The following is a 23,590-nucleotide window of genomic DNA, read 5'->3' on the forward strand; positions in this document are numbered from 1 at the left end:
GGTGTCAGACCTGGCGGTAGGTGGTGAGGAAGCGGCCGATGCGGTTGATCGCCGTCTCCAGGTCGTCGGCGCGGGGGAGGGTGACGAAGCGGAAGTGGTCCGGGCGGGGCCAGTTGAAGCCGGTGCCCTGGACGACGTGGATCTTCTCGCGCAGCAGCAGGTCCAGCACGAACTGCTCGTCGTCGACGATCTTGTGCACGGCGGGGTCGAGCTTGGCGAACGCGTACAGCGCGCCCTTGGGCTTGACGCAGCTGACGCCGGGGATCTCGTTCAGCGCCTTGTGGGCGACGTCGCGCTGCTCGGTGAGCCGGCCGCCGGGCAGGACGAGGTCGTTGATGGACTGGTGGCCGCCGAGTGCGGCCTGCACGGCGTACTGGGCCGGGACGTTGGGGCAGAGCCGCATGCCGGAGAGCATGGTCAGCCCCTCCAGGTAGTCGGCGGCGAGCTGCTTGGGCCCGGAGACCACCAGCCAGCCGCTGCGGAAGCCCGCCACCCGGTAGGACTTGGAGAGGCCGTTGAAGGTGAGGGTGAGCACGTCGTCGGCGAGGGCGGCCAGGCAGTGGTGCTCGGTGCCGTCGTAGAGGATCTTGTCGTAGATCTCGTCCGCGAGGACCATCAGGTGGTGCCGGCGGGCGAGTTCGAGGATGCCCTCCAGCAGCTCCTTCGGATAGACCGCGCCGGTCGGGTTGTTCGGGTTGATGACCACGATGGCCTTGGTGCGGGCGGTGATCTTCGCCGCGATGTCGTCGAGGTCGGGGTACCACTCCGCCTCCTCGTCGCAGGCGTAGTGCACCGCCTTGCCGCCGGCCAGCCGGACCACGGCCGTCCAGAGCGGGTAGTCCGGCATCGGGACGAGCACCTCGTCGCCGTCGTCCACCAGCGCCGTGACGGCCATCTGGATCAGCTCGGAGACGCCGTTGCCGAGGTAGACGTCGTTGACGGTGACCCCGTTGACGCCGCGCTGCTGGTAGTACTGCACGACGGCGCGGCGGGCGGGCAGGATGCCGCGGGAGTCGCTGTAACCGTGCGCGTTGGGCAGGTTGCGGATGATGTCCTGGATGATCTCTTCCGGCGCCTCGAAGCCGAACGTCGCCGGGTTCCCGGTGTTCAGCCGGAGCACGCTGTGCCCGGCCTCCTCCAGGGCGTTGGCCCGGTCGACCACCGGGCCCCGGATCTCGTAACACACGTCCGTCAGCTTGCTGGACTGCCGAAACTCCATCTGCGGCCTCCCGACCGTCACCCCGCATGGTTCATGGTTACTTTGTTCTACCAAGTAAGCACTTGGAAAGTCCAACCTTTTGGCTATGCTGATCCACATGTCACGCCGAAGCTACGACCAGTACTGCGCCGTCGCCCGCGCCCTGGACGCGGTGGGGGAGCGCTGGAGCCTCCTGATCGTCCGTGAACTCCTGGCCGGCCCGCGCCGCTACACGGACCTGCACGCCGACCTGCCCGGCGTCTCCACCGACATCCTCGCCGCGCGGCTCAAGCAGCTGGAGGGCGAGGGCCTGGTCCTGCGCCGCCGGCTCGAACGGCCCGCCAACGCCACCGTGTACGAGCTCACCGAGCGCGGCGCGACGCTCCGTCAGGTGGTCGACGCGCTGGGGGTCTGGGGCCTCGGCGCCCTCGGCGAGCAGCGGCCGACGGACGCGGTGCGGGCGCACTGGGTCACCGGCACCACGGGCGGGTTCGGGACGGAGGAACCGCACGGGGCGCAGGGACCGTACGGGGCACAGGGATCGCACGGGGCCGAGGCCGGGCGCGCCGTGACGGAGGCCGGGCGTGGGACGGCCGCGGACACGGTGGCGGCGGCGGGTTAGCGTTCAGCGGGTGACGTCCTACGAACTCGCCCAGGTGAACATCTCGCGGATGCTCGAACCCGTCGACAGTCCGCTGCTCGCGGGCTTCGTCGCCGCCCTCGGACGGGTCAACGCCCTGGCCGACGACGCCGACGGCTTCGTCTGGCGCCTCAAGGAGGACGGCGGCTACGCCACCGGATTCCGGATCTTCGACGACGAGTGGCTGCTGGTCAACCTCTCCGTCTGGCGGGACCCCAAGGCGCTCGGCGCCTACGTCTACCACCCCGAACACCGGGCGGTCATGCGACGCCGCCGCGAGTGGTTCGCCCGCCCCACCGAGGCGATGACCGTCCTCTGGTGGGTGCCGGTGGGTCACCGCCCCACTCCGCAGGAGGCCCAGCAGAAGCTCACCCTGCTGCGGGCGGAGGGGCCGACCCCGGAGGCGTTCACCATGAGGACGCTGTTCGAGCCGCCGGCGGTCTGACGGACGCGGTGCGCGGTGCGCGGTGCGCGGTGCGCGGGGTCGGACCCGGCCGGGCCGGACCGGTGGCGGCCGGGCGAGGCCCGGGTCGTGGCCCGGGCCACGACCGGCACCCCCGTCGCCGGTCGTGGCCCCGCGCCGACGGCTCGAACGCCGCGCACGCGCGCACCGCACGCTCCTGCCTCCGGGCTGCCCGGGGCCGTGGCCGGGGCCCGGGGAGCGGGCGGTGAGGTCGCATCACAGTGCCGGGCACCGATAAACGGGTGATCGGTGGTCGATGAGCGGTCGCGTTGATGCGGTGTGCTGCTGCGGTCCCCTCGATGCGGTCGTGCCGACGCGAACCCGTCCGGGCCGGAAGCGGACGAGCCCCGCCGTCGCACGCCGGGGCCCTGCGCGTACGATCGTCGGGCTATGGAGAACACAGCGGAGAAGAGCGCGCCCAGCGTGCCCACCACGCCCACCGGAGAGCCCGCTCACGCCGCTCCCGGTGGCCGGACCGGTCGGACCGGATACGCCGGCTACGTCGCCGTCGGGGACTCCTTCACCGAGGGCATGTGCGACGAGCTGCTCCCCGACGGCCAGTACCGCGGCTGGGCCGACCGGGTCGCCGACCGCCTCGCCGCCGAGCAGCCCGCCGGCGCCTTCCGGTACGCCAACCTCGCCGTCCGGGGCAAGCTCATCGGACAGATCCACGACGAGCAGGTTCCCGCCGCCACCGCGATGGGCGCCGAACTGGTCACCCTGGCCGGCGGCCTCAACGACGTGCTGCGCCCGCGCTGCGACATCGCCCGGGTCGAGGAGTTGCTCGGCCGCTCAGCGGCCGCGTTGCGCGCCACCGGCGCCACCGTGGTGATGTTCACCAGTACCGACCCCACCCGCAGGATGGCCGGCAGTGCCCGGCTGCTCCCGGCGATCCTGCGGATGAAGGCCTTCGTGCACGAGCTCGGCCAGGATCCGGGCATCGCGGTGGTCGACCTGTTCTCCGCGCCCTGCTTCGACGACCGCCGGCTCTGGGCCGAGGACCGCCTCCACCTCTCGCCCGAGGGCCACCGCAGGGTCGCCGAGGCCGTACTGGAGTCGCTCGGCCGGCCCGCCTCCTTCGACTGGCGCGCCCCGCTGCCGGCCGCCGCGCCGCGCGGCCGCTCCGAGAAGCTGGCCGCCGACGCCCGCTGGGCCCGTACCCACCTCGGCCCCTGGCTCGGCCGCCGCCTCACCGGCCGCTCGTCCGGTGACGGCCGGCCCCCGAAGCGCGCCGAACTGCTCCCGTACGAGCCGTCCGACCACTAGTTGGTCCGAGGGGCTAGGTCCGAGGGGCCCGCGTGGTCGGGGCGGGCGCTCGTCCGGCGGGGCCGGCGGGCAGGTGGCGCGCCGGTCAGCCCCGGAAGAGGTTGTGGCCGACGTCGGACGGCACCTCGTCCTGGTACGGGGTGCTGTCCGGGCCGGGAACCTCCTCGCCGGGGACCGGCTCGGAGCCCTCCCGGTGCAGCAGCACGACGCCGCCCTCGGACCAGATCTGCCGGTAGCCGTGCGCCAGCAGCAGCTCGATCCGGGCCGCCTGCTCGCGGTCCGTCTTGAAGGGGAACGCCCGCTTGTCGGAGCGGATCAGCACGTACTCGCGGCCGCGCGGCTTCTCGTCCACCAGGACGACGTCGGTCCGGGCGGAGAGCCGCGGCGCGGCCTGGTTGTCGGCCTCGACCGTGGCGCCGTCCGGGATCTGCCCGGCGCCCCGGAGCAGCGCCGCCTCGCTGGGCTTGGGCTGCCAGTAGGCGGGGACGAACAGGTTCGCCGCGCCCAGCGGCAGCGCCGCCACGACCGTCACGGCCGCCGCCGCCACACCGAGCCGGCGGGTCAGCGCGTGGCCGTGGTGGCGGCCCAGCACCTCCAGCGCCGCCACCAGCAGGATCGGCCAGAGGAACGCGTCGTAGTGCCGGGCGATCGACCAGTGGTTCGGGTTGCTGGACAGCACCCGCTCCGCGAGCAGCGGCAGGGCGCAGAGCACCGTCGCCGAGCGGAGCGGGAGAAGGAACAGGGTGCCGAAGATCCAGAGCAGCAGCAGCGGCTTCAGCGGTGCGTCGAAGAGCGCGGAGACGAGGAGGGTGGGGTCCCGGAGGACGTGGGAGAGCGCGTCGCCGCCGTCCGTGCCCAGCGACTGGTAGTTCCAGTAGTAGCCCGGCGCCCCGCCCATCGCGGGGATCAGCCAGGCGATCGCGGCGGCGGAGGCCAGCGGACCGCCCACCAGGAAGCCGGTGCCCCACCGGGCGCTCTGCCGGCGGCGCTCGCGGTCCTCGTCCCGGCGGGCCCGCAGCAGCAGCACCAACCCGTACGCGCCGACCGCCAGGCCCATGTCCTCCTTGGTGCAGCAGAGCAGCAGCCCCGCCAGCGCGGCCGTGGCGTAGCGGCGGGCCATCCCGCGCTCCAGCATCAGCAGGGTGAGCGGCACGGCGAACGCCACCTCGTGGAACCCGCCGCGCGAGGCCACCAGCAGCGGCCAGCCCAGCCCGTACGCGAGCCCCGCCAGGTCGGCGGCACGGCGGGCGGTGCGCGGGTCTGCGTCGGCGAAGCAGCGGTCCGCCACCCGCCGGATCAGCGGCACCCCGGCGGCGAAGCAGAGGGCCTGGCCGATCAGCAGGGACCGCGGGTCGTCCCAGATCCAGTAGAGCGGCGCCATCAGCGCGATCACCGGCGAGAAGTGGTCGCCGAGGAGGGAGAAGCCCGGGGGGAACGCGTGGTGGAAGCTCTTCAGCGACGACACCGGCAAGCCGAAGTGCGCGTAGCCGCGCACACCCTGGTCGAAGATGCCCAGGTCGAACCCGCCCAGCTGGAGGGTGGTCCACTGCTGGGCGGCGATGCCGAGGCAGACCGCGAAGCAGAGCAGGGTGAGGGCGGCGGTGCGGGCCCGGGGGGAGAGGCGGAGAGCGTCGCCGGCCCGGGCGGGACCGGCCTCGGTGGCCTCAGCGGCTCCACCGGCCCTGGTGGGCCCGGTGCCGTCGGTGCCCCGGATTCCCTCGGCGCCCCGGGTTCCCTCGGTGCCCTGGGTTCCCTCGGCGCCCTGGGTTCCCTCGGTGTCCGGGTACGCCGTCACGTCGTGCCGGGACATGCCTGCTTCCTCCACTGATCGGTTGCCGACCGGGGTCGTGATCGGCTTGCTCCGGGTGTCTCCGGTGCCCCCGGTTCCGCTCCGGACCCGCACCGGATCCGCTCCGGACCGTTCCGGACTTGCACCGACACCGGCCGACCACACTAACGGACCGCCGTGACCCGGCCCCCGGTTCCCGGCCCGCCGCGGACGCGACGATGGTGTCGGTACGCTCTACCGGGGACCGGACCGGCCGGGTCCCGCCGGAGTACGGAGGACCAGCAGCACAGTGACCGAGCCCACGCCTGATTCCCCGGCCGCCTCCGCGCCCGCGCCGCTGAACCTGCTCTCCGACTGCGGGAACTGCTTCGGGCTGTGCTGCGCCGCGCTGCCGTTCGCCGCCGGCGCCGACTTCGCCGTCGACAAGCCGGCCGGCACCCCGTGCCGCAACCTCCGGACCGACTTCAGTTGCGGCATCCACGCCCAACTGCGCGACCGGGGCTTCCAGGGCTGCACCGTGTACGACTGTTTCGGTGCGGGCCAGCACGTCTCGCAGGTCACCTTCGGCGGCCGGAGCTGGCGGGAGGAGCCGGCGAGCGCGAAGCGGATGTTCGACGTGTTCCCCGTCGTACGCCAGCTCCACGAGCTGCTCTGGTACCTCACCGAGGCGCTCACCTTCGCCCCCGCCCGCCCCGTCCACGCCGAGCTGCGGCGGGCCCTGGCGGAGACCGAACGGCTCGCCGCCGGCACCCCCGAGGAGATCCTCGCGGTCGACGTCCCCGCCCACCGGCAGGCCGTGGCCGAGCTGCTGCTCAAGGCGAGCGAACTCGTCCGCGCTGCGGTGCCCCGCCGACGCGAGCACCGGGGCGCGGACCTGTTCGGCGCCCGCCTGCGCGGGGCGGACCTGCGCGGTGCCAACCTGCGCGGCGCGCTGCTGGTCGCCGCCGACCTCTCCGGCGCCGACCTGCGCCTCGCCGACCTCGTCGGTGCCGACCTGCGCGACGCCAACCTCACCGGCGCCGACCTCACCGAGGCCCTCTTCCTCACCCAGGCCCAGCTCAACGCCGCCCGCGGCGACGCCACCACCCGCCTGCCGGAGACGCTCACCCGCCCCGCCCACTGGCCCGCCACGGCAGCCGCGTCGGCCCCTTCGGCCCGTCGGCCCCAGGGCGGGCGTCACCGGTCGCGCAAGCCCCAGCCGGGCTCCGGCCAGGGCAAGCCCCGCCGCTGAGGCCACGCTGCCGTGAGCACACGGTGGCACTGAGCCCGCGCTGAGCCTGCGGACCGAGTGGAGCCCCAGTCGAGCCGAGTCGAGCCCCAGTCGAGCCCGAGTGGAGCCCGAGTCGAGCCCGCGCTGAGCAGGACGCCGGGCCCGGCCGCCGCCCGCCGCCCGGCCCCGGCGGCCCTCCGGGATCGTCACTCGCCGTATCGGGGGCGTGACCGGGACCTGGGGCCCATGCGTCCGGGACCGGGAAGGGGTGACGGTGGAGGCGTCCCCCGAGAACGGGCCGGAATCGGAGCCGGCCCACCCGCACAGCCCGCTCGTCCGGGCGTGGAGCGGCGGGCGCGTGACGATGGTCCGGACTCCTCGGCCAGGTCTCGCCGACGCCCACACCCAGTTGGGAACCCTCCACCATGAACGACCAACCGACCCGGAATCCCTCCGTCGGTGCCACGGTGCTCCTCCGCGAACCGGGCGGGAGGCCGGGCGACATCCTCGCCCACGGCTTCCTGACCGGAACGACCACCGTCCTGGTCCCGGACCCACCCGTGGTGCTCGGCGACCCCTGGCGGCGGTTCCTCGTCCGGATCTCCCAATCACCCGACCCGGGCGGGGGCGCCGAGACGATCCCGGCGGCCGGGCTCAACCTGGCCGCGCTCGTCGTGGACGGCATCCGGGCATCCGCCGCCGTGCTGCCGCTGGTCCGGCCGTCGCGGCACACCGAGGCCGCCCCGGACATCACCCGGGACGGACTCACCGAGAGCGTGCTGCGCCACCGGGGTGACCTGTGGGCCGCGTACGCCGACCTCGGCTATCCGGTCGCCCGCCCGCCGGACGCCCTCGCGCCGCCGCCGGAGGCCTGGTGGCTCGCCGCGGCCACAGCCGATGTCGCGATCTTCATCGAGGGGGTCTGCTGCCCCTCGACGAGCTGCTGCGTCCGCATCGTCCCGGACGAGAAGCGCCCGGGCGGGACCCCCTGACGAGGAGGCGGACACCGTGGTGCGGGCCGGGCAGCGCAGGTGGGTGCAGTCCGTGCGCCTCCAGGACGCCGCACTGGCGCTGGCGGTCGTCATCCCGGAGCTGTTCTACTTCGGCACGCCGGTCGTGCCGGGGACGACCTGGCCGGATCGCCTGCTGCAGATCGCCCTGGCCCTGCCGGAGGTCGTCGCACTGACCTTCCGGCGCCGGTGGCCGGTCGCGGTGTTCGCGGTCGTCTGGGCGGTCGCGGTCGTCGGCGACGCGCTGACCATCAGCACGCACTTCGGGTTCACGCCGTACTTCGGACTCCTCATCGCCCTCTACACGGTGGCCCGCCAGTGTCGCCGGGCCGCGGCCCTGACGACCCTCGCCCTCGCGTTCGTCCCCGCCTCCCTGGACACCTGGTACACCGTGTCCGGACAGCCACCCGGGTACGCGACCCCGGTGCTCATCGTGGACCTCGCCTTCTACCTGCCGGTGACGGCCGTCGCCTGGGGTGTCGGACGCTGGAGCCGGGCCAGTGCGGCCGCCGCCGAGCACGACCGGCGCGAACTCGCCCGGGCCCGCCAGGCCGTCGCCGCCGAGCGCACCCGGATCGCCCGCGAGCTGCACGACATCGTCGCGAACGCCGTGGCCGTCATCGTCCTCCAGGCCGAGACCGCCCGGGCCACGGCGCCCGCCGATCCGGCCGGCACCGCCGAGGCGCTCACCCACATCGAGAACCTCGGCCGGAGCGCCATGGCCGAACTGCGCCGGATGCTCCGGCTGCTGCGGACCGCCGACGCACCCCTCGACCACGCCGTCCGGCACGGCCTGGCGGACCTGGCGCCGCTGCTGGAGGACGTCCGGCGGGCGGGGGTGGTGATCGACCTGGAGGTGAGCGGCACGCCGGTACGCCTCGACGACAGCCTCGACCTGACCGCCTACCGGCTGGTGCAGGAGGCCGTCACCAACGTCACCAAGCACGCGGGGCCCGGCAGCCGCGCGGCCGTGCGGATCACCTGGTCCGACGTCCTGAAGGTCGAGGTGGTGGACGACGGCGCCGGCCGCCGGCCCGAGGCCCGGCGGGAGCTGTCGACCGGCCACGGGCTGATCGGGCTCGCCGAGCGGATCGCGCTGTTCGGAGGGGAGCTGACCGCCACGCCGTACCGCTCGGGCTTCCGGGTCGCCGCCACGCTGCCGCTCTCCCCGGAGCCGGCACCTTCGCCGGGGGCGTGACAACGCGTCGGGCCGTGCGGACCGTTCCGTCCCTGCCGAGGCCGGCGCACCCCGGCCGGGCCCGTCCCGGCCCGGCGGCCGGCTACTCCGCGAGCAGCCGCGCGCGCAGGTCGCCGATCAGTCCCTCGTCGATGCCGAGCTTGCCGGTGGCGTAGGCACGCACCGAGCCGTGGGCCCGGGTGAGGTCGGCGAGCGCGAGCCGGATCACCGTCTCCGGTGCGCGCCCGAAGCCCGGCCAGCGCAGCTCGCGCCCGGGGTTGGCGGCGTGCCATTCGGCCACCAGCCGCGGGGTGGCCAGCTCGGTGAGCGCGAAGTCCGCGGCCACGTCGTCCTCGGAGACCCCGAGCAGGGTCAGCACCAGTGCGGCGATCAGCCCCGTGCGGTCCTTGCCCGAGGCGCAGTGGAACACCACCGGCCGGTCGGCCGTGGCGATCAACTCCAGCACCTCCCGGATCTCCACCACCCCGTCCTCGGCCACCTCGGCGAACCGGTCGGCCAGGTAGCGCCAGGGGTCCAGCCCCGGGTCGATCTCGGCCTGGTCGTACGGCCGGTGCTCGATCGAGAGGTTGTGGTAGGCCACCCCGTCCAGCTCGGCGATCCGCCCCCGGCGGGCGATCTCCCACGGGTAGCGCAGGTCGATCACGGTCCCGATGCCGAGTTCCCGGAACCGCTCCAGGTCGGCGGAGGAGGAGAGCTTCCCGAGCGAGTCCGACCGGTAGAGCAGTCCCCAGCGCGTCGAAAGACCGTCAGCTGTCGAATAGCCGCCCAGGTCACGGAAGTTGCAGAGTGCGTCGAAGGCGATGTGGCGTGTCATGCCCGCACCCTATCGAGCGCATCCTTCGTCGGCCCCCGGCGTGGTCGTCGGACCGGCGCAGGCGCCACGCCCGGCTCCTCGCTCCGGAAAACGGGTTGCCCGACGCCGGTCAACATGCGTACGGTGGTGCCACTCTGACGAGATGAACGCTCTCTGGAACGAAAGCCGCAGAACGGGAGCAGGCCCGCGCACAGCGCGCGGTGCTACGGAGGGGCGGCACGCAGATTCGGCATGCCCTCCGGAGGTTTCCCCCCATGAAGATCGGCCTTGGCCTTCCCGTTGACGACCCCGCCCAGCTCCTGACCTGGGCCCGGCAGGCCGACGCGGGCCCGTTCAGCACGATCGGCCTGCTCGACCGGCTGGTGTACGACAACCCCGAGCCGCTGGTCGCGCTCGCCACGCTGGCCGGAGCGACGTCCCGCATCCGGGTCCAGACGGAGGTGCTGATCGCACCGCACCACAACACCGCCCTGCTGGCCAAGCAGACCGCGACCCTCGACCGGCTCTCCGGCGGGCGGTTCACGCTCGGCATCGGCATCGGCGGACGCGAGGACGACTGCCTGGCCGCCGGCATCGACCTCCGCCGTCGCGGCCGCAGGCTCGACGAGCAGATGGAACTGCTGCGCCGGGCCTGGTCCGGTGCGCCGTACGGCGAGGGGGTCGGCCCGATCGGGCCCGCTCCCGCGACGCCGGGCGGCCCCGAGGTGCTGTTCGGCGGGTTCGCGCCGGCGGCGATCGAGCGGGTCGGCCGGTTCGGGGACGGCTTCCTCGGCGCGGCGCTGCCGCCGCAGACCATGGACGGCCTGTACCGGCAGGTCGAGGCGGCCTGGGAGCGGCACGAGCGCCCCGGCCGGCCGCGGCTCGTCGCCCAGGCGTCGGTGGCACTCGGCCCGGAGGCCACGTGCGAGAGCGCCCGCCGCAACCTCCACGACTACTACGCCTTCACCGGCCGCGCCGAGTACATGGCCAACAGCCTGCTCACGACGCCGGAGGCGATCCGGGCCGCGGTGGAGGGATACCGCGGGATCGGGGCCGACGAGGTGGTGCTGTACTGCTGGGCCTCGGATGCCGCCCAGGTCGACCGGCTCGCCGACGCGCTGTTCTGACGGTCGGCGCCCCCGGGCGGTACGCTCCCTGCGCACCGCCCGGGGCTGCGACCCGCCGCCGTGCTCGGCGACATGGGCTCAGGGCCATGGACGAACGAATCGAACGGGCCCAACTGCTCTGCGACCGTGCCACCTTCGGCGGCGAGACGGAGGCCCTTCCGGTCGCCGGACGCGAGCTGGACGCCGTCGAGGCGGACCTTTCGCTCGCCCGGGGCCGTGTTCTCCACGCCCGCCACCTTCAGGAAGGCACCGCCGACACGGACGAGTTGGTGTTCTTCGAGCGGGCCGCCCGGCTCTACCACGCCCTCGGTGACCAGCCGGGCGAGGCCGAGGCGGAGTTCTGGACCGGCGTCTACCACCAGGTGGTCCAGGGCGACCACGACTCCGCCCTCCCCGCCCTCCACCGCTCGCGCGAGCTCGCGACCGCGGCGGGCGAGAACCGCACGCTCTCCTACGCCCTGCGCCACCTCGGCATCGCCGCCCACATGGCCGGCGAACTGGCGGACGCCCGCGCCCTGTTGGAGGAGTCCACCCGGCTGCGGCGCGACCTCGGCTTCGCCGCGGGCGTCGCCGCCAACCTGGTCGGGCTCGCGTACCTCACCGCCGCCGAGGGGCGTCCCGGTGACGCGCTCGCGCTGCTGGACGAGGCGGCCGCCCTCGCGGCAGGAGCCGACGCGAGGGCCGTCCTGCGGTCGGTGGACGAGGCGCGCGCGGCCTTGGGCTGAGGGGCGGGCGCCGGTCAGGCGGCCAGGACGCGGTCCAGCGCCTCCCGCCCCGCCCGTCCCCAGTGCGGCTGCCCGCCGGCCAGGCCGCGTTCCCATGCCTGGCCGATGCCGATGAGGGAGAGACTGAGCAGGACGGCCCAGTCCTTGGCCCGGCTGATCACCGCCACGTCGGCAGCGGCGGAGATGCCGGAAGCATCGGCAGTGACGCCGGCAGAGGCCACGGCGGAGACGCCGACGCGGGCGTCGGCATAGGCGTCGAAGTGCGGGCACGTGAGCCGGCCGGCCGGGGAACCGCCCTCCGGGGGGCTCCCCGACCGTGATCCTCAGACGCTGCGGTCGGCCAGCACCTCGCGGATGACGTGGCGGGAGTTGGCGGCCAGTGAGGGGTTGGTGCTGCGGTAGTAGGGGAGCTGGATCAGGGCGATGGAGAGCGCCCAGGCGCGGCCGCGTTCCCAGGTGGCGTCGTCGACGGCGAGCGCGGAGCGGAAGACGGGGCGGGCGGGGGCGGGGAGGAGGTTCCAGGCGACGATGAGGTCCGCGGTCGGGTCGCCGACACCCATCAGGCCGAAGTCGATGACGGAGACGAGGTGTTGGTCGGCCAGCAGGACGTTGCCGGGGGAGAGGTCGCCGTGCATCCAGGATGGCCGGGCGGTGGGTTCGGGGAGCTGAAGGGCCTTGTCCCAGAGGGCGGTTGCCGCTCTGGTGTCGATCGTCCCGGTCAGCCGGCCGATCGCGGCCCGGGTAGCGGCGTCCCGGGTGGCGAGCGGGACGCCGCGGGAGGACGACGGGGCGCCGGCCGGGTCGGCCGCACGCAGCGCGCTGACGAACGCGGCGAGGTCCTGGGCCAGCCGCAGGGGTGCGGTGACCGAGCCGACGACCGGGTTGGCGCCGCCGCGCCAGCGCAGCACCGACCACTCCCAGGGGTAGCCGGAGGCCGGCCGGCCGTGGGCGATCGGTTCGGGGATCGGCTGCGGCAGGTGCGGGGCCAGCTTCGGCAGCCACTGCTGTTCACGGGCGACGCTGTCGGCGGCCCAGCTCACCCGGGGCAGCCGGACGGCGAGTTCGGGCCCGAGGCGGAACATGGCGTTGTCCGTCCCGGCGGAGGGCACCCGTTCGAGCGTCAGCCCCCTCCACTGCGGGAACTGGGCGGCGAGCAGCCGCCGGACCAGGGCGGCGTCGATGTCCGGTTCGTCGTCGTGCGGGTGGTTGTGCATCCGAGCGGCAGCGCACATGCCCGGCACTGTACCGCCAGGTGGAGCGGCGAGTTGGGTGAATTTCGAACATGATTGAGTGGTGACATGACGATCGGATGGGACCGTTGGGTCATGTCGGGGTCGCTCGGGGGATCGGCCACGCTGGCCGGTGCCGCCGTGGTGGGCCGGGTGAACGCACGCTCGGGCGGGCTGCTGGTCCTGCGCGAGTGGCTCGACGAGCCCCTCCTGTTCGGGACGTCGGCACTGGTGCTGCTCTTCGTGGCGCTGGTCCTCGGGCGTTCGCACGGCTGGTTCCGCAGCGCGCTCGGTGCCGTGGTGCTCACGCTGATCGTGGGGAGCGTGCCGCTCTGGCTCCTCGCCGGCGTCTTCTCGGACGAACTCCAGACGACCCGCACCGAGGCGGCACCGGGCCGGCTCGACCGCCGTCTGGTGGTCAAGGAGGGGACGGCCGGGCTCGGACCGGACCCGTACTCCTACGTCTACGTCGACGACGGCTCGGGCCTCAGCGTCCGCCGCTGGCAGGTCGCGGACATCGACCGCCACGGCATCAAGGAGCTCGTCTGGGTCGGGCCGGACCAACTGCGCCTGGTGACCGGCCTCGGACGGACCCACCTGATCCGGATCGCCGACGACGGCCGCCCGTCACCGACCGTCGACGAGTGAACGGCGGCCCGCGCCACGCCCGGCGGGCACGGGCGCGGCCGGGAGCCGTCACCGGGCAGTGCCAGAATGCAGGGACATACGGGGACAGCAACTCTGGAGAAGGTGACCGGCTCAGTGACCACGCCAGTCGAACAGGCGGCCAAGCAGGCCCAGCAGGCGATCGAGCGGAAGATCGCCGAGGAGCTGGGCGTTCGCGACGGGCAGGTGAAGGCGGCGGTCGAGCTGCTGGACGGCGGGGCGACCGTGCCGTTCGTGGCCCGGTACCGCAAGGAGGTCACCGGCTCGCTCGACGACACGCAACTGCGCACGCTGGAGGAGCGGCTGCGCTACCTGCGCGAGTTGGAGGAGCGCCGCACCGCCGTCCTGGAGTCGATCGAGTCGCAGGGCAAGCTGGACGACGCGCTGCGCGCGCAGATCCTGGCCGCCGATTCGAAGGCGCGGCTGGAGGACATCTACCTGCCGTACAAGCCGAAGCGGCGCACCAAGGCGCAGATCGCCCGTGAGGCCGGCCTGGAGCCGCTGGCCGACACGCTCCTCGCCGACCCGGCGCAGGATCCGGCCGCGCTCGCCGCGGCGTACCTGAACGAGTCGGTGGCGGACGCGGCCGCCGCGCTGGAGGGGGCCCGGTCGATCCTGGTCGAACGGTTCGGCGAGGACGCGGACCTGGTGGGCTCGCTGCGCGAGCGGATGTGGACGCGGGGCCGGCTGGTCGCCACCGTCCGGGACGGCAAGGAGCAGGAAGGCGCCAAGTTCGCCGACTACTTCGACTTCGCCGAGCCCTACACCAGGCTCCCCTCGCACCGGATCCTGGCGATGCTGCGCGGCGAGAAGGAGGAGGTGCTGGACCTCGACCTCTCCCCGTACGACGGTGAGGAGGCCGGCGACCTCCCGGGCGGGAGCGACTACGAGCAGCGGATCGCGGCGCGCTTCGGCGTCGCCGACCACGGCCGCCCGGCCGACAAGTGGCTCGGCGACACCGTGCGCTGGGCGTGGCGGACGCGGATCCTGGTCCGGCTCGGCATCGACCTGCGCGGCCGGCTGCGCCAGGAGGCCGAGGACGAGGCGGTGCGCGTCTTCGCCGCCAACCTGCGCGACCTGCTGCTGGCCGCCCCGGCGGGCACCCGCGCCACGATGGGCCTGGACCCGGGCTTCCGGACGGGCGTGAAGGTCGCGATCGTGGACGCCACCGGCAAGGTCGTCGCGCACGACACGATCTACCCGCACCAGCCGGCCAACAAGTGGGACGCCTCGATCGCCACCCTGGCGGCGCTGGCGGAGAAGCACGCCGTCGACCTGGTGGCGATCGGCAACGGCACCGCCTCCCGGGAGACCGACAAGCTCGCCGAGGACCTCATCAAGCGCCACCCGGAGTTGAAGCTGACCAAGGCGATGGTCAGCGAGGCCGGCGCCTCGGTCTACTCGGCCTCCGCGTTCGCCTCGCAGGAGCTGCCGGAGCTGGACGTGTCGATCCGCGGTGCGGTCTCGATCGCCCGCCGCCTCCAGGACCCGCTGGCCGAGCTGGTCAAGATCGACCCCAAGTCGATCGGGGTCGGCCAGTACCAGCACGACCTGAGCGAGGTGAAGCTCTCCCGCTCGCTGGACGCCGTGGTCGAGGACTGCGTGAACGCGGTCGGGGTGGACGTCAACACCGCCTCCGCGCCGCTGCTGACCCGGGTCTCCGGCATCACCGGGACGCTCGCCGACAACATCGTCGCGCACCGGGACGCCAACGGCCCGTTCCGCACCCGCAGGGCGCTCAAGGACGTCGCCCGGCTCGGCCCGAAGGCCTTCGAGCAGTGCGCGGGCTTCCTGCGCATCCCGGACGGCGACGACCCGCTGGACGCGTCCAGCGTGCACCCGGAGGCGTACCCGGTGGTGCGGCGGATCCTGGCCGCGACCGGCGGGGAGCTGCGCGGGCTGATCGGCAACGGCACCGCGCTGCGGGCGCTGCGGCCCGGCGACTTCGCCGACGACACCTTCGGCATCCCGACCGTCACCGACATCCTCGGCGAGCTGGACAAGCCGGGCCGCGACCCGCGCCCGGCGTTCCGCACCGCGACCTTCAAGGAGGGCGTCGACAAGATCGGCGACCTGGAGGTGGGCATGGTGCTGGAGGGCGTGGTCACCAACGTCGCGGCCTTCGGCGCGTTCGTGGACGTGGGCGTCCACCAGGACGGACTGGTGCACGTCTCGGCGCTGTCGAAGACCTTCGTCAAGGACCCGCGCGAGGTGGTCAAGCCCGGCGACATCGTCACGGTCCGGGTGACGACCGTGGACGTGCCGCGCAAGCGGATCGGGCTGACCCTGCGGCTGGACGACGAGGTCGGGCGCGAGCGGGGCGGCGACCGCGGCGGGCCGCGCGGGAACGACCGGGGCGACCGCGGGAACGACCGCGGCGGCGACCGGGGGGCCCGGCAGGGGCGCCCGCCGCGCCAGGACCGCCGCGGGCAGGGCGGTGGCTCGGGCGGTGGCTCCGCCGCGGGCGGCCAGGCCGCGCCGGCCAACAGTGCCATGGCGGACGCGCTGCGCCGGGCCGGGCTGACCGGCGGCGGCTCCGGCTCCGAGGGCGGCCGCCGCTCCGGGCGGCGCTGAGCCCGCGGACGTACGACGGCGGCGGGCCGGTGGACTGCACGTCCACCGGCCCGCCGCCGTCCGTCACGCCCGGAACGCGTCAGACCAGGAGTTTCTCCTTGGCCTTCTGGTACTCCTCCTCGCTGATGGCGCCGCTGGCCTTGAGGTCGGCCAGCTTGGCCAGGTCGTCCACGTGGCTGCGGCCGCCGCCCCCCGCGCCGCCGGCCCCTGGCGTGTCGGCGGCGGCGTCACGGACGTACGCCTTGAACGCGGCCTCGCTCTTCTGCGCCTGGGCGACGTCGCGCTCGCCCATCGACCTGCCGCGTGCGATCACGTAGACGAGCACGCCGAGGAACGGCAGCAGGATCACCAGGATCAGCCAGCCGGCCTTGCCCCAGCCGCCGAGGTCCTCGCTGCGGAAGATGTCGGTGATGATCTTGAACAGCAGGAAGAACCAGAGGATCCAGAGGAACAGCTCCAGCATCGTCCAGAAGATGTTGAGAAGCGGATAGTTGTCCATGACGCTCCCGTCGGTGCAGACCCGAGTTCAAAAGAGTCATATCACCGCATATCGGACAATGCGCCGCGTTGTTCGGCCATCCCGGTGATCTTCGGCCCCTGCGGGTGTGTCCTCGGCCCCGACAAGTCCGCCGCCCCGGGGGGCGTGGTGCGTGCCGTGAGGGGCGTGGCGTGGTGAGGGGCGTGCGTCGTGAGGGTGCGCGCCTTCGGCCTGTGGCGGCCGGGGTGCGGGCTCAGCCCGCGGCGGCCCGCCCCCGCAGCTCGACGGCGAGCCCGACCAGCTCGCCCCACCAGGCCTCGTGGCTGCGGACCAGCAGCCGCTGAGCCTCGGCCGGCTCGACCGCCCGCACCTCGACCACCTGCTCGCCGTCGTCCGGATTGGTCGGCACGGAGTCCACCGCGACCTCGGCCCAGCCCCAGAGCCAGGCCTTCTCGGGGTGCGGCTGCCACGGCCGGTACGGCTCGGGGCTGTCGGTCACGCAGCGGTGCGCGCCCAGCCAGACCGGCTCGCCGAGCAGGCGGGCGCCGGCCTCCTCCTTCAGCTCCCGGACGAGGCAGGACGCGATCGACTCACCGCTCTCCCGGGTGCCGCCGGGCAGGAACCAGTGGTCGCGGTCGTCCCGGCAGAGCACGATGCGTTCGGCGGTGAACCCCACCAGGTGGACGTTGGTGACGAGCTCGTCCGGCGGCAGCGCGGTGGAGAACCGGGCGTCGAACTGCCCCCAGGCCCAGTACTGCGGCGCGTGCAACTTCGGGAACCGGGCGGGCAGGTCGGTCAGTCCGCCGGCTCTTTCGGTGGTGTCCGTCATCTGCCGATCATAGTCCGCCCGGGCCTTCGCCGACCCGTCCCGAAGAGCGTTCCGCAGGCTGTTCCACAGGCCGTTCCGCAGGCCCGGCGACTGGTCCGCCGGGTCGTCAGGTCACGGCCGGGACGCCGAACTTCGGCTGCCGGTCGACGGTGTCGAGGACCCGCGGGCGGTGCGGAATGGCCGCCTCGATCGGGGCGCCGACCCAACTGCCCAGCGAGATCTCGGCGGTGATGCCCGGGCCGAAGCCGGCGATCAGACCGTGGGTGCCGTCGGCGACGTCCCCCTCCGCGAAGAGGCGGGCCAGCGCGTCGAAGACCACCGCACTGGCGATGTTGCCGCGCTCGGTCAGCGTGGCCCGGCTGAACCGGAACGCGGCGGGCTCCAGGTCCAGGAAGTGGCAGAGGTCGTCCAGGATGCGCGGGCCGCCGGCGTGCACGATGTAGAACCCGAGCCCGGAGACGTCCCAGTCGTGTTCGGTGGCGAGCGTGCGCAGGGCCGGGGCCAGCATCTCCATGGTGCCCGGGACGCGCTTGTCGAGCTGGAAGTGGAAGCCGGTGTCCTTCACGCCGTAGGAGATCCAGTCCTCGGTGTGCGGGACGAGGTGCGAGCCGTTGCGCTCGACGTGCACACCGGTGCCGCCGCGGCCGCGCATCACCGCGGCGGCGATCGCGTCCCCGAAGAGGCCGTTGGAGAGCAGCGAGCCGACGCCGAGGTCGGTCGGCTGGTAGCAGAGCGAGCAGAACTCGCAGGCCACGATCAGGACGTTGGCGCCGGGGTAGGCGCGGCAGAAGTCGTGCGCGCGGTTGACCGCGGCGCCGCCGGCCGCACAGCCGAGCTGGGCGATCGGCACCTGGCGGGTGTCGGAGCGGAAGCCCATGGTGTTGATCAGCCAGGCGGTCAGCGAGGGCATCATGAAGCCGGTGCAGGACACGTAGACGATCAGGTCGATGTCCCGGGCGGACAACTCGGCGTGGCCGAGGGCGCGTTCGACCACCTCGGGGACGCGGAGCTTGGCCTCGCGCTCGTAGACCGCGTTGCGGGTGGTGAAGCCGGGGTGCCGCAGGGTCTCGTCGATCGGCTGGACCAGGTGCCGGGTCCGCACCCCCGTGTTCTCGATCAGCCGGAGCGCGAGGGGGAGTTGGGGGTGGCCGGCGTGCAGGGAGCGGGCCAGGTCGAGGGTCTGGTCGAGGGTGATGACGTGTTCGGGTACGGCGATGGCGGGACGGCAGAGTGTTGCCATGGGTGTGAGGTCTCCCCTGGTGACCCGCGTGGCCGGCGGCCGCGCGGGCATTGGCCTACGGGTGCGGTGGACGGGCGCCGGGGCGGTGCGGCGGGGAGGTCACCAGGCGACCGGCAGGGTGCGCGGGTAGCGCCAGATCGAGCCCGTCCGCCAGTCCAGCTCAGCGGCCGGGACGGCCAGCCGAAGCCCGGGGAAGCGGCGCAGCAGCGTGCCGATGGCGACCTGGAGCTCCATCCGGGCCAGGTGGGCGCCCGCGCAGTGGTGGGTGCCGTAGCCGAAGGTCATGTGGTTCGCCGTGCCGCGGTCGAGGTCCAGCTCGTCGGGCCGCTCGAACACCGCCGGGTCGCGGTTGGCCGCCAGGTAGGAGACGTGCACGGCCTCGCCGGCCCTGATCAGGACACCGCCCAGCTCGACGTCCTCGGTGGCGACCCGGGCGATGCCGACGCCCTGGCGGAACGGGATGAAGCGCAGCAGCTCCTCCAGGGCGCGCGGCAGCGTCTCCGGCCGGGCGCGGAGCTTGGCGAGCTGCTCGGGGCGGGTGAGCAGGGTGTAGGTGATGTTGCTGAGCTGGTAGGTGCTGGTGTCGTGGCCGGTGACCAGCAGGACCATGGCCATCACGGCGAGCTCCTGGTCGTCCAGCAGCTCCTCGTCGTCCCGTGCGGTGGCGAGCGCGCTGATCAGGTCCTCGCCCGGGTCGCGGCGGCGGGCGGCGGTCAGCTCGGAGAAGTAGGCGCGCAGCGCCGCCTTGGCGCGCTCCTGGCCGTCGCCGCTGCCGGGACCCATGGTCATCATCGCGACGGCGTGCCCGCGCAGCCCGGCGCGGTCCTGCTCGGGGATGTCGAGCATCTCGCAGATGGTGGTCATGGGGAGCCGGCCGGAGAGGTGGTGGACGAGGTCGGCGGGGGAGCCGTGCTCCTCCATGTCGTCCAGGTACCCGTCGACGATCCGCTGCGTCTTCGGGCGCATCCGCTCGACCTGGCGGTTGGTGAAGCCCTTGGCGACGAGCCGGCGCAGCCGGTTGTGGGCGGGCGGGTCCATCAGGTTGATCGCCTCGGCCTGGGCGATCGGGGCGGGGGTCATCCGGGGGAGGTCCCGGCCGATTCCGGCCGCGCGGCTGAACCGCCGGTCGGTGGTGACGACGCGGACGTCCTCGTACCGGGTGGCCAGCCAGGCCTCGCCCTCACCGTGCGGCAGCCGGATTCTGGTGATCCGCTCCTCGGCGAGCAGCAGTTGCTTGAGGAGGGGGTCGAACTCCAGGCCTTCGGTGTGGTTGAAGGGGCAGTCCCACACGGGGGCGGAGGTAGTCACGGGCTGATCCAAGTGGCCGGATTCGGTACCGCCCGGACGTTGGTTCGTTCGGGCGCGGACGTGCTGATGTTCCCCCATCCGGCGGCGGAAATCCGGATACACCGGATTGTTCGCTCGATCGAGCGAGATAGCCGATTGTCATGCGATATGTGCTGCAGGGAAAGGGAGTTGGGACGGGGGGAGGGAGTCGGGCCGAGGGGAAGCGGAGTCGGCCCGGCCCCGGGGGCGGGCGGCCCGGGCACCGGTCGGCCGGCGTCCGGGCCGTGGTCGAACCGCGGCGGCACCGGACACGCCGCCGGCGCGGGGGCCTTGGCGCCTCGCCGGGCGGCGCGCCTGCCCGGCGGAGCCCGCTACACCGGGGCGGCCCGTTACACCTGGGCGGCCCGCTCCGGGGCGCGGGCGGTGGTGGTGCGGTTGAGCAGGTCGATGCCGAGCGGCGTGATGGTGTGCAGGACGGCGCCGCCGCGGCGCTGGGTGGTGATGAGGTTCGCGTTGCGCAGCACGGTGGCGTGCTGGCTGGCGGAGGCGGGCGAGACGTTGAGCCGGAGGGCCAGCTCGGTGGTGGTGCAGCCCGCCGAGACCGCGTCCAGGGCGGCGGCCCTGGTCCGGCCGAGCAGGGCGTTGAGCGAGTGGCGTCCGGGGCCGTTGCCCTCCTCGCTCCACAGGGCGGCGGCGGTCAGGACGTCGCGGACGGCCGGGATGGCGAGGGTGGGCGGCGCCTGCGGGTCCTGGCCGTCGGTGAGCAGCACGGGAGGATCGGGGAGGAAGACCACCGGGGCCAGGACCAGCCCCCGGCCTTCGAGGTGGACCTCGCCGTCCCTGGGGTAGTCGACCTCCAGGACCGGGGCCCGCCAGCGGATCCGCTGCGGGTGGGCGGTGGCCAGCAACTGCTCGACGCCGCCGTCCACCAGGGTGCGCCCGTACTCGGCCCGGACCGCGTCCAGCCGGGCGCGCAGCCGGCCCCAGTGCGGGCCGACGGTGAGGTCGTGGCAGGCCGCCAGCGAGTCCGCCAGCAGACGGCGGGCGGGCAGGTCGCCCTGCTGGAGGGCGGTGTGCCAGCGGGGATCGGTGCGGGCGGTGGCGATGTGGGCGACCTCCAGCCGGAACGTCCGGTCGGGGGTGCCGAGCAGGTGGTCGAGCCCGCCCTCGACGGTGGTGTCCCGCTTGGTGAGCGTGCCGATGTCCAGATGGGGGCTGAGCGAGGCCAGGGGCCGGAGGCCGTCGCCGAGCGTCCGGGAGAACAGCCGGCGCCAGGGCCGGAACTGCGGGCAGCCGTTCCGGCCGGTGAGCTGGTGCAGGCCGAGGAAGGCCTCGCTCAGGGGGCCGAGGGTCGGGGCGACCCGGACCCGGGCGAGATCATCGGCGGTGAAGTGGATACGGAGCAACGGCCCTCCCCAGCAGTTCCGTTGAGTCTCCCGCAGGGTGTGCACCGCGTCCAGCAGGGGGTTTAGGCGAGCGCCGAAACCCTTGGCCGGGGGCCCGGTCCGGCGGCCAGGATGGGTCCGACGCCGGTGCCCGGTACGGGGGTCCGGGCACCGGCCCGGCACGGTCGGCGCGGCCGGCGGACGGCGGGTGGCGGTGGGGTGTACGGCCGGCGGGGAGTGCGGCCGGCGGGTGGTGGGAGGGGGCGCGGCCGGAGTCGAGGCGGCCCCCGCGTCCTTTCCGCCGGGACGGAGAACCGGGCAGCAGTCCGACGCGTCCGTTCTGGCGTGATCACAGCTGTCCTCGGCACGATGCCGATGTTCTGGCCCGGGCTGCTCTGCTCGCTGGTGCCGGCCGCCCTGCTGAACCGGCCGGTGGGGCGACTGCTGCGGGCCCACTGGGCGGTGGCGTTCGTGCTGCTGCTCGCACTGGGCGGGGTGGTGACGCTCTCGCTGCTCCCTGACACGCAGGGACCGTTCTGGGAGTACTCCCGGTTCGCCGTCCGGCACTGCACCCTGACCGGCGCGCGGCTGCGCCCGCCGGGCGAGTGGATGACCTCGCGCCAGGCCGACCTGAACATCCTGGTGTTCCTGCCGATCGGCCTCGCCGCCGCCCTCGCCGGCACCAAGCCCCGGGTGGTGGCCGTCCTGGCGGTCGCGGTCGCGCTGCCGTTCGTGGTGGAGCTCGCCCAGTACGCGGTGCCCGCCATCGGCCGGGCCTGCGACATGCAGGACGTCGCGGACAACCTGCTCGGCCTCGCCCTCGGCGCGGCGCTGGGCCTGCTGGCCGGCCCGTTCGCCCGGGCGGGCGCGCGTTCGCTGCGCGCGGGCGGGGCGTAGCGGGGGCGGGCGCGGGGCTTTCGCCGCCGAGCCGTACCCGCTACCGGGGCGGGGCCCTAGCATGACGCCTGCCGAACACCAGGGGGGAACCATGCCGTCGGACCGCACCACGGACGTCGCAGACGCCACGGACACGGCAGACGCCACGGGCACCGCAGACGCCACCGCGCCAGGAACGGGCACCGGACCGGGGGTCGAGGCCGATCGCTCCGGCGAGGTGGTCCACGGGCTTCGCCGCCGGCGGCTGTGGCAGCAGAAGCCGGCCTGGGAGGCGCCCGGACGACCCGGTAAGGGGCATGGCGGGAAGGGCAGTTGGTGCGTCCCCGGTCTGGTGGTCCGGGGCTCCCTGGAGGGGCTGCACGGCTTCGCGACCGAGACCGGGAGGCCCGGCTGGAGCTGGACCGTACCGCGTCGGGGCGTGCTGGTCGCGATGAGCGACCAGGTGGCGGACGGCGTCGGGCTAGCGGTCCACGCGGACGAGGACGACGGTCGGCTGGGCCGCATCACGGTCACCGCCTTCGAGGTCCGCAGTGGTGAGGCCCTGTGGTCGTTCGAGCCCGAGTTCGACGACCGGCGGTACTACTCCGAGTACGACGAACCGATGGCGGGCATGGTGGCCGCGGTCCCGGGCCGGGCGGTGGTGCTGAGCGACCGTCACCTGGTGGCCCGCGACCTGCGCAGCGGGCGGCCGGTCTGGACGCCGCCCCCGGCCGGCAAGGGCACGGCCGGCCGGCTGGCCACGGCCGGGACCGGCCTCGTCCAGGTCGTGGTCGTGGGCGGTCGGGCCACCGTGCGCCGGATCGGCGCCGCCGAGGGAAGCACCGGCCCGGCGACGGACCTCCCCTTCGACGGCCGGGTCGCCGACGTGCACGTCGCGCACCAGGACCCGCCGGTCCTGCTGGTCGAGGGCAAGGGGTTGCGCGCCTCGGAGCCGACGCTGTTCGTCCTCGACGACCGGGGAGAGGTCACCGCGCGGATCCCCGCCGTCGGCGGGCACGGCGAGCTGGTGCTCGGCCGGGTCGGAATCGGGGCGGACCGGCCCGTGGTGGCGACGGAGGAGGTCGTCGTCGTCCCGACCCGTCCCGGCCCCGGGGCGTACGACCACCTGACGGCGTTCGCCCGGGCCGGCGGCGGTGTGCGCTGGACCTGGCGGTCCAAGGAGAGGATCACCGGCCTGTTCCGCGTCGAGGGCTCCGTCCTCGTCCTGAGCAAGTGGGTCGCCCCGTCCGGCGAGGCGGACGGCACCGTGCACCTCCACGTCCTGGACGGAGCCACCGGACGGGTGTCGGCCGTGCGCAGGCTGACCACCTTCCAGGTCGGCACCGAGGGCCGGTTCCACCTGGACGGCGACCGCCTGCTGCGGGTGTCGGACTGGGGGCACGACACCTGGGCGCCGGTCCAGATGTTCCGGCTGCGCTGACGCGGGCCGGGGCGGAGGGGGCGGGCGCGCCGGGCGATCGCAGGCACCACGTCCGGGCCCGGCGCGCGCGGCGACACGGCATCTTTTCAGAAGCCTCACCGTGAGGTGTGGAATCCCCACAGGCGGGCTGCCTAGGCTCCGCATGCGCACGACGACGTGCGCGGAG

General features: G+C 74.0%; 22 protein-coding genes. 12 read left to right on the forward strand and 10 right to left on the reverse strand.

Features of this window, described 5'->3' with window-relative positions:
- Positions 1 to 4: 4 nt before the first annotated feature.
- The gene (locus J5Y04_RS24750) at positions 5 to 1,219 is read right to left on the reverse strand and encodes a pyridoxal phosphate-dependent aminotransferase (RefSeq protein ID WP_209414308.1); all 1,215 of its coding nucleotides are present in this window, start codon (positions 1,217 to 1,219) and stop codon (positions 5 to 7) included.
- A 97-nt stretch (positions 1,220 to 1,316) separates the two neighbouring features.
- On the opposite strand from J5Y04_RS24750, the gene J5Y04_RS24755 reads away from it, so the two are divergent.
- The 3 genes from J5Y04_RS24755 (at position 1,317) to J5Y04_RS24765 (ending at position 3,567) form a co-directional block, all read left to right on the forward strand.
- Positions 1,317 to 1,820 carry a helix-turn-helix domain-containing protein gene (locus tag J5Y04_RS24755; protein ID WP_209414309.1) on the forward strand — a complete coding sequence of 168 codons (504 nt, stop codon included), beginning with the start codon at positions 1,317 to 1,319 and terminating at the stop codon, positions 1,818 to 1,820.
- Positions 1,821 to 1,830: 10 nt separating this feature from the next.
- On the forward strand, positions 1,831 to 2,283 hold the full coding sequence (locus J5Y04_RS24760; RefSeq protein ID WP_209414310.1) for a DUF3291 domain-containing protein: 453 nt from the start codon (positions 1,831 to 1,833) through the stop codon (positions 2,281 to 2,283).
- A 408-nt stretch (positions 2,284 to 2,691) separates the two neighbouring features.
- A complete protein-coding gene (locus J5Y04_RS24765; protein ID WP_209414311.1) occupies positions 2,692 to 3,567 on the forward strand; it encodes an SGNH/GDSL hydrolase family protein in 876 nt (291 codons plus the stop codon).
- Between the two features lie 85 nt (positions 3,568 to 3,652).
- On the opposite strand, the gene J5Y04_RS24770 is transcribed toward J5Y04_RS24765, so the two are convergent.
- Entirely contained in the window at positions 3,653 to 5,377 is a 1,725-nt protein-coding gene (locus J5Y04_RS24770) for a DUF2079 domain-containing protein (RefSeq protein ID WP_245205371.1), read from the reverse strand.
- Positions 5,378 to 5,645: 268 nt separating this feature from the next.
- Here J5Y04_RS24770 and J5Y04_RS24775 point away from each other — a divergent pair, with 268 nt between their 5' ends.
- From J5Y04_RS24775 to J5Y04_RS24785, 3 genes are all read left to right on the forward strand, one after another.
- A complete protein-coding gene (locus J5Y04_RS24775) occupies positions 5,646 to 6,587 on the forward strand; it encodes a pentapeptide repeat-containing protein (RefSeq protein WP_209414312.1) in 942 nt (313 codons plus the stop codon).
- 404 nt (positions 6,588 to 6,991) lie between these two features.
- Positions 6,992 to 7,558 (forward strand): hypothetical protein, encoded by a 567-nt coding sequence (locus J5Y04_RS24780; protein WP_209414313.1) that lies wholly within the window; start codon positions 6,992 to 6,994, stop codon positions 7,556 to 7,558.
- Between the two features lie 52 nt (positions 7,559 to 7,610).
- Positions 7,611 to 8,774 carry a sensor histidine kinase gene (locus tag J5Y04_RS24785; protein WP_209414314.1) on the forward strand — a complete coding sequence of 388 codons (1,164 nt, stop codon included), beginning with the start codon at positions 7,611 to 7,613 and terminating at the stop codon, positions 8,772 to 8,774.
- A gap of 82 nt (positions 8,775 to 8,856) precedes the next feature.
- Here the strand turns inward: J5Y04_RS24785 and J5Y04_RS24790 are convergent, their stop codons facing one another.
- A complete protein-coding gene (locus J5Y04_RS24790) occupies positions 8,857 to 9,588 on the reverse strand; it encodes a tyrosine-protein phosphatase (RefSeq protein WP_209414315.1) in 732 nt (243 codons plus the stop codon).
- A 254-nt stretch (positions 9,589 to 9,842) separates the two neighbouring features.
- Between J5Y04_RS24790 and J5Y04_RS24795 the strand changes: the two genes are divergently transcribed.
- Positions 9,843 to 10,694 carry an LLM class flavin-dependent oxidoreductase gene (locus tag J5Y04_RS24795; protein ID WP_209414316.1) on the forward strand — a complete coding sequence of 284 codons (852 nt, stop codon included), beginning with the start codon at positions 9,843 to 9,845 and terminating at the stop codon, positions 10,692 to 10,694.
- Positions 10,695 to 10,780: 86 nt separating this feature from the next.
- Positions 10,781 to 11,419 carry a tetratricopeptide repeat protein gene (locus J5Y04_RS24800; RefSeq protein WP_209414317.1) on the forward strand — a complete coding sequence of 213 codons (639 nt, stop codon included), beginning with the start codon at positions 10,781 to 10,783 and terminating at the stop codon, positions 11,417 to 11,419.
- 14 nt (positions 11,420 to 11,433) lie between these two features.
- Here J5Y04_RS24800 and J5Y04_RS24805 read toward each other — a convergent pair whose 3' ends face one another.
- Together J5Y04_RS24805 and J5Y04_RS24810 are read right to left on the reverse strand one after the other, a co-directional pair.
- Positions 11,434 to 11,586 carry a hypothetical protein gene (locus tag J5Y04_RS24805; protein WP_209414318.1) on the reverse strand — a complete coding sequence of 51 codons (153 nt, stop codon included), beginning with the start codon at positions 11,584 to 11,586 and terminating at the stop codon, positions 11,434 to 11,436.
- A 156-nt stretch (positions 11,587 to 11,742) separates the two neighbouring features.
- On the reverse strand, positions 11,743 to 12,651 hold the full coding sequence (locus tag J5Y04_RS24810) for an aminoglycoside phosphotransferase family protein (protein WP_245205374.1): 909 nt from the start codon (positions 12,649 to 12,651) through the stop codon (positions 11,743 to 11,745).
- 66 nt (positions 12,652 to 12,717) lie between these two features.
- Here J5Y04_RS24810 and J5Y04_RS24815 point away from each other — a divergent pair, with 66 nt between their 5' ends.
- Positions 12,718 to 13,296, forward strand: a complete 579-nt coding sequence (locus J5Y04_RS24815) for a hypothetical protein (protein ID WP_209414319.1) — start codon at positions 12,718 to 12,720, stop codon at positions 13,294 to 13,296.
- Between the two features lie 66 nt (positions 13,297 to 13,362).
- On the forward strand, positions 13,363 to 15,888 hold the full coding sequence (locus tag J5Y04_RS24820) for a Tex family protein (RefSeq protein WP_209414320.1): 2,526 nt from the start codon (positions 13,363 to 13,365) through the stop codon (positions 15,886 to 15,888).
- Positions 15,889 to 15,967: 79 nt separating this feature from the next.
- On the opposite strand, the gene J5Y04_RS24825 is transcribed toward J5Y04_RS24820, so the two are convergent.
- The 5 genes from J5Y04_RS24825 to J5Y04_RS24845 all read right to left on the reverse strand — a co-directional run bounded on the left by J5Y04_RS24825 (position 15,968) and on the right by J5Y04_RS24845 (position 21,128).
- On the reverse strand, positions 15,968 to 16,387 hold the full coding sequence (locus J5Y04_RS24825) for an SHOCT domain-containing protein (protein WP_209414321.1): 420 nt from the start codon (positions 16,385 to 16,387) through the stop codon (positions 15,968 to 15,970).
- Positions 16,388 to 16,619: 232 nt separating this feature from the next.
- Complete coding sequence (locus tag J5Y04_RS24830) at positions 16,620 to 17,195, reverse strand: NUDIX domain-containing protein (protein ID WP_209414322.1); 576 nt, start codon at positions 17,193 to 17,195, stop codon at positions 16,620 to 16,622.
- Positions 17,196 to 17,301: 106 nt separating this feature from the next.
- Positions 17,302 to 18,435 carry a type III polyketide synthase gene (locus tag J5Y04_RS24835; RefSeq protein ID WP_209414323.1) on the reverse strand — a complete coding sequence of 378 codons (1,134 nt, stop codon included), beginning with the start codon at positions 18,433 to 18,435 and terminating at the stop codon, positions 17,302 to 17,304.
- A gap of 99 nt (positions 18,436 to 18,534) precedes the next feature.
- The gene (locus tag J5Y04_RS24840; RefSeq protein ID WP_307853272.1) at positions 18,535 to 19,743 is read right to left on the reverse strand and encodes a cytochrome P450; all 1,209 of its coding nucleotides are present in this window, start codon (positions 19,741 to 19,743) and stop codon (positions 18,535 to 18,537) included.
- A gap of 368 nt (positions 19,744 to 20,111) precedes the next feature.
- Entirely contained in the window at positions 20,112 to 21,128 is a 1,017-nt protein-coding gene (locus tag J5Y04_RS24845; protein WP_209414325.1) for a helix-turn-helix transcriptional regulator, read from the reverse strand.
- A 324-nt stretch (positions 21,129 to 21,452) separates the two neighbouring features.
- Between J5Y04_RS24845 and J5Y04_RS43610 the strand changes: the two genes are divergently transcribed.
- Both J5Y04_RS43610 and J5Y04_RS24855 read left to right on the forward strand, forming a co-directional pair.
- Entirely contained in the window at positions 21,453 to 22,004 is a 552-nt protein-coding gene (locus J5Y04_RS43610; protein ID WP_209414326.1) for a VanZ family protein, read from the forward strand.
- Between the two features lie 91 nt (positions 22,005 to 22,095).
- The gene (locus J5Y04_RS24855; protein WP_209414327.1) at positions 22,096 to 23,424 is read left to right on the forward strand and encodes a PQQ-binding-like beta-propeller repeat protein; all 1,329 of its coding nucleotides are present in this window, start codon (positions 22,096 to 22,098) and stop codon (positions 23,422 to 23,424) included.
- The last annotated feature ends 166 nt before the right edge of the window (positions 23,425 to 23,590 follow it).

Origin of the sequence: Kitasatospora sp. RG8, from assembly GCF_017813315.1 — a bacterium.
Lineage (GTDB): Bacteria > Actinomycetota > Actinomycetes > Streptomycetales > Streptomycetaceae > Kitasatospora.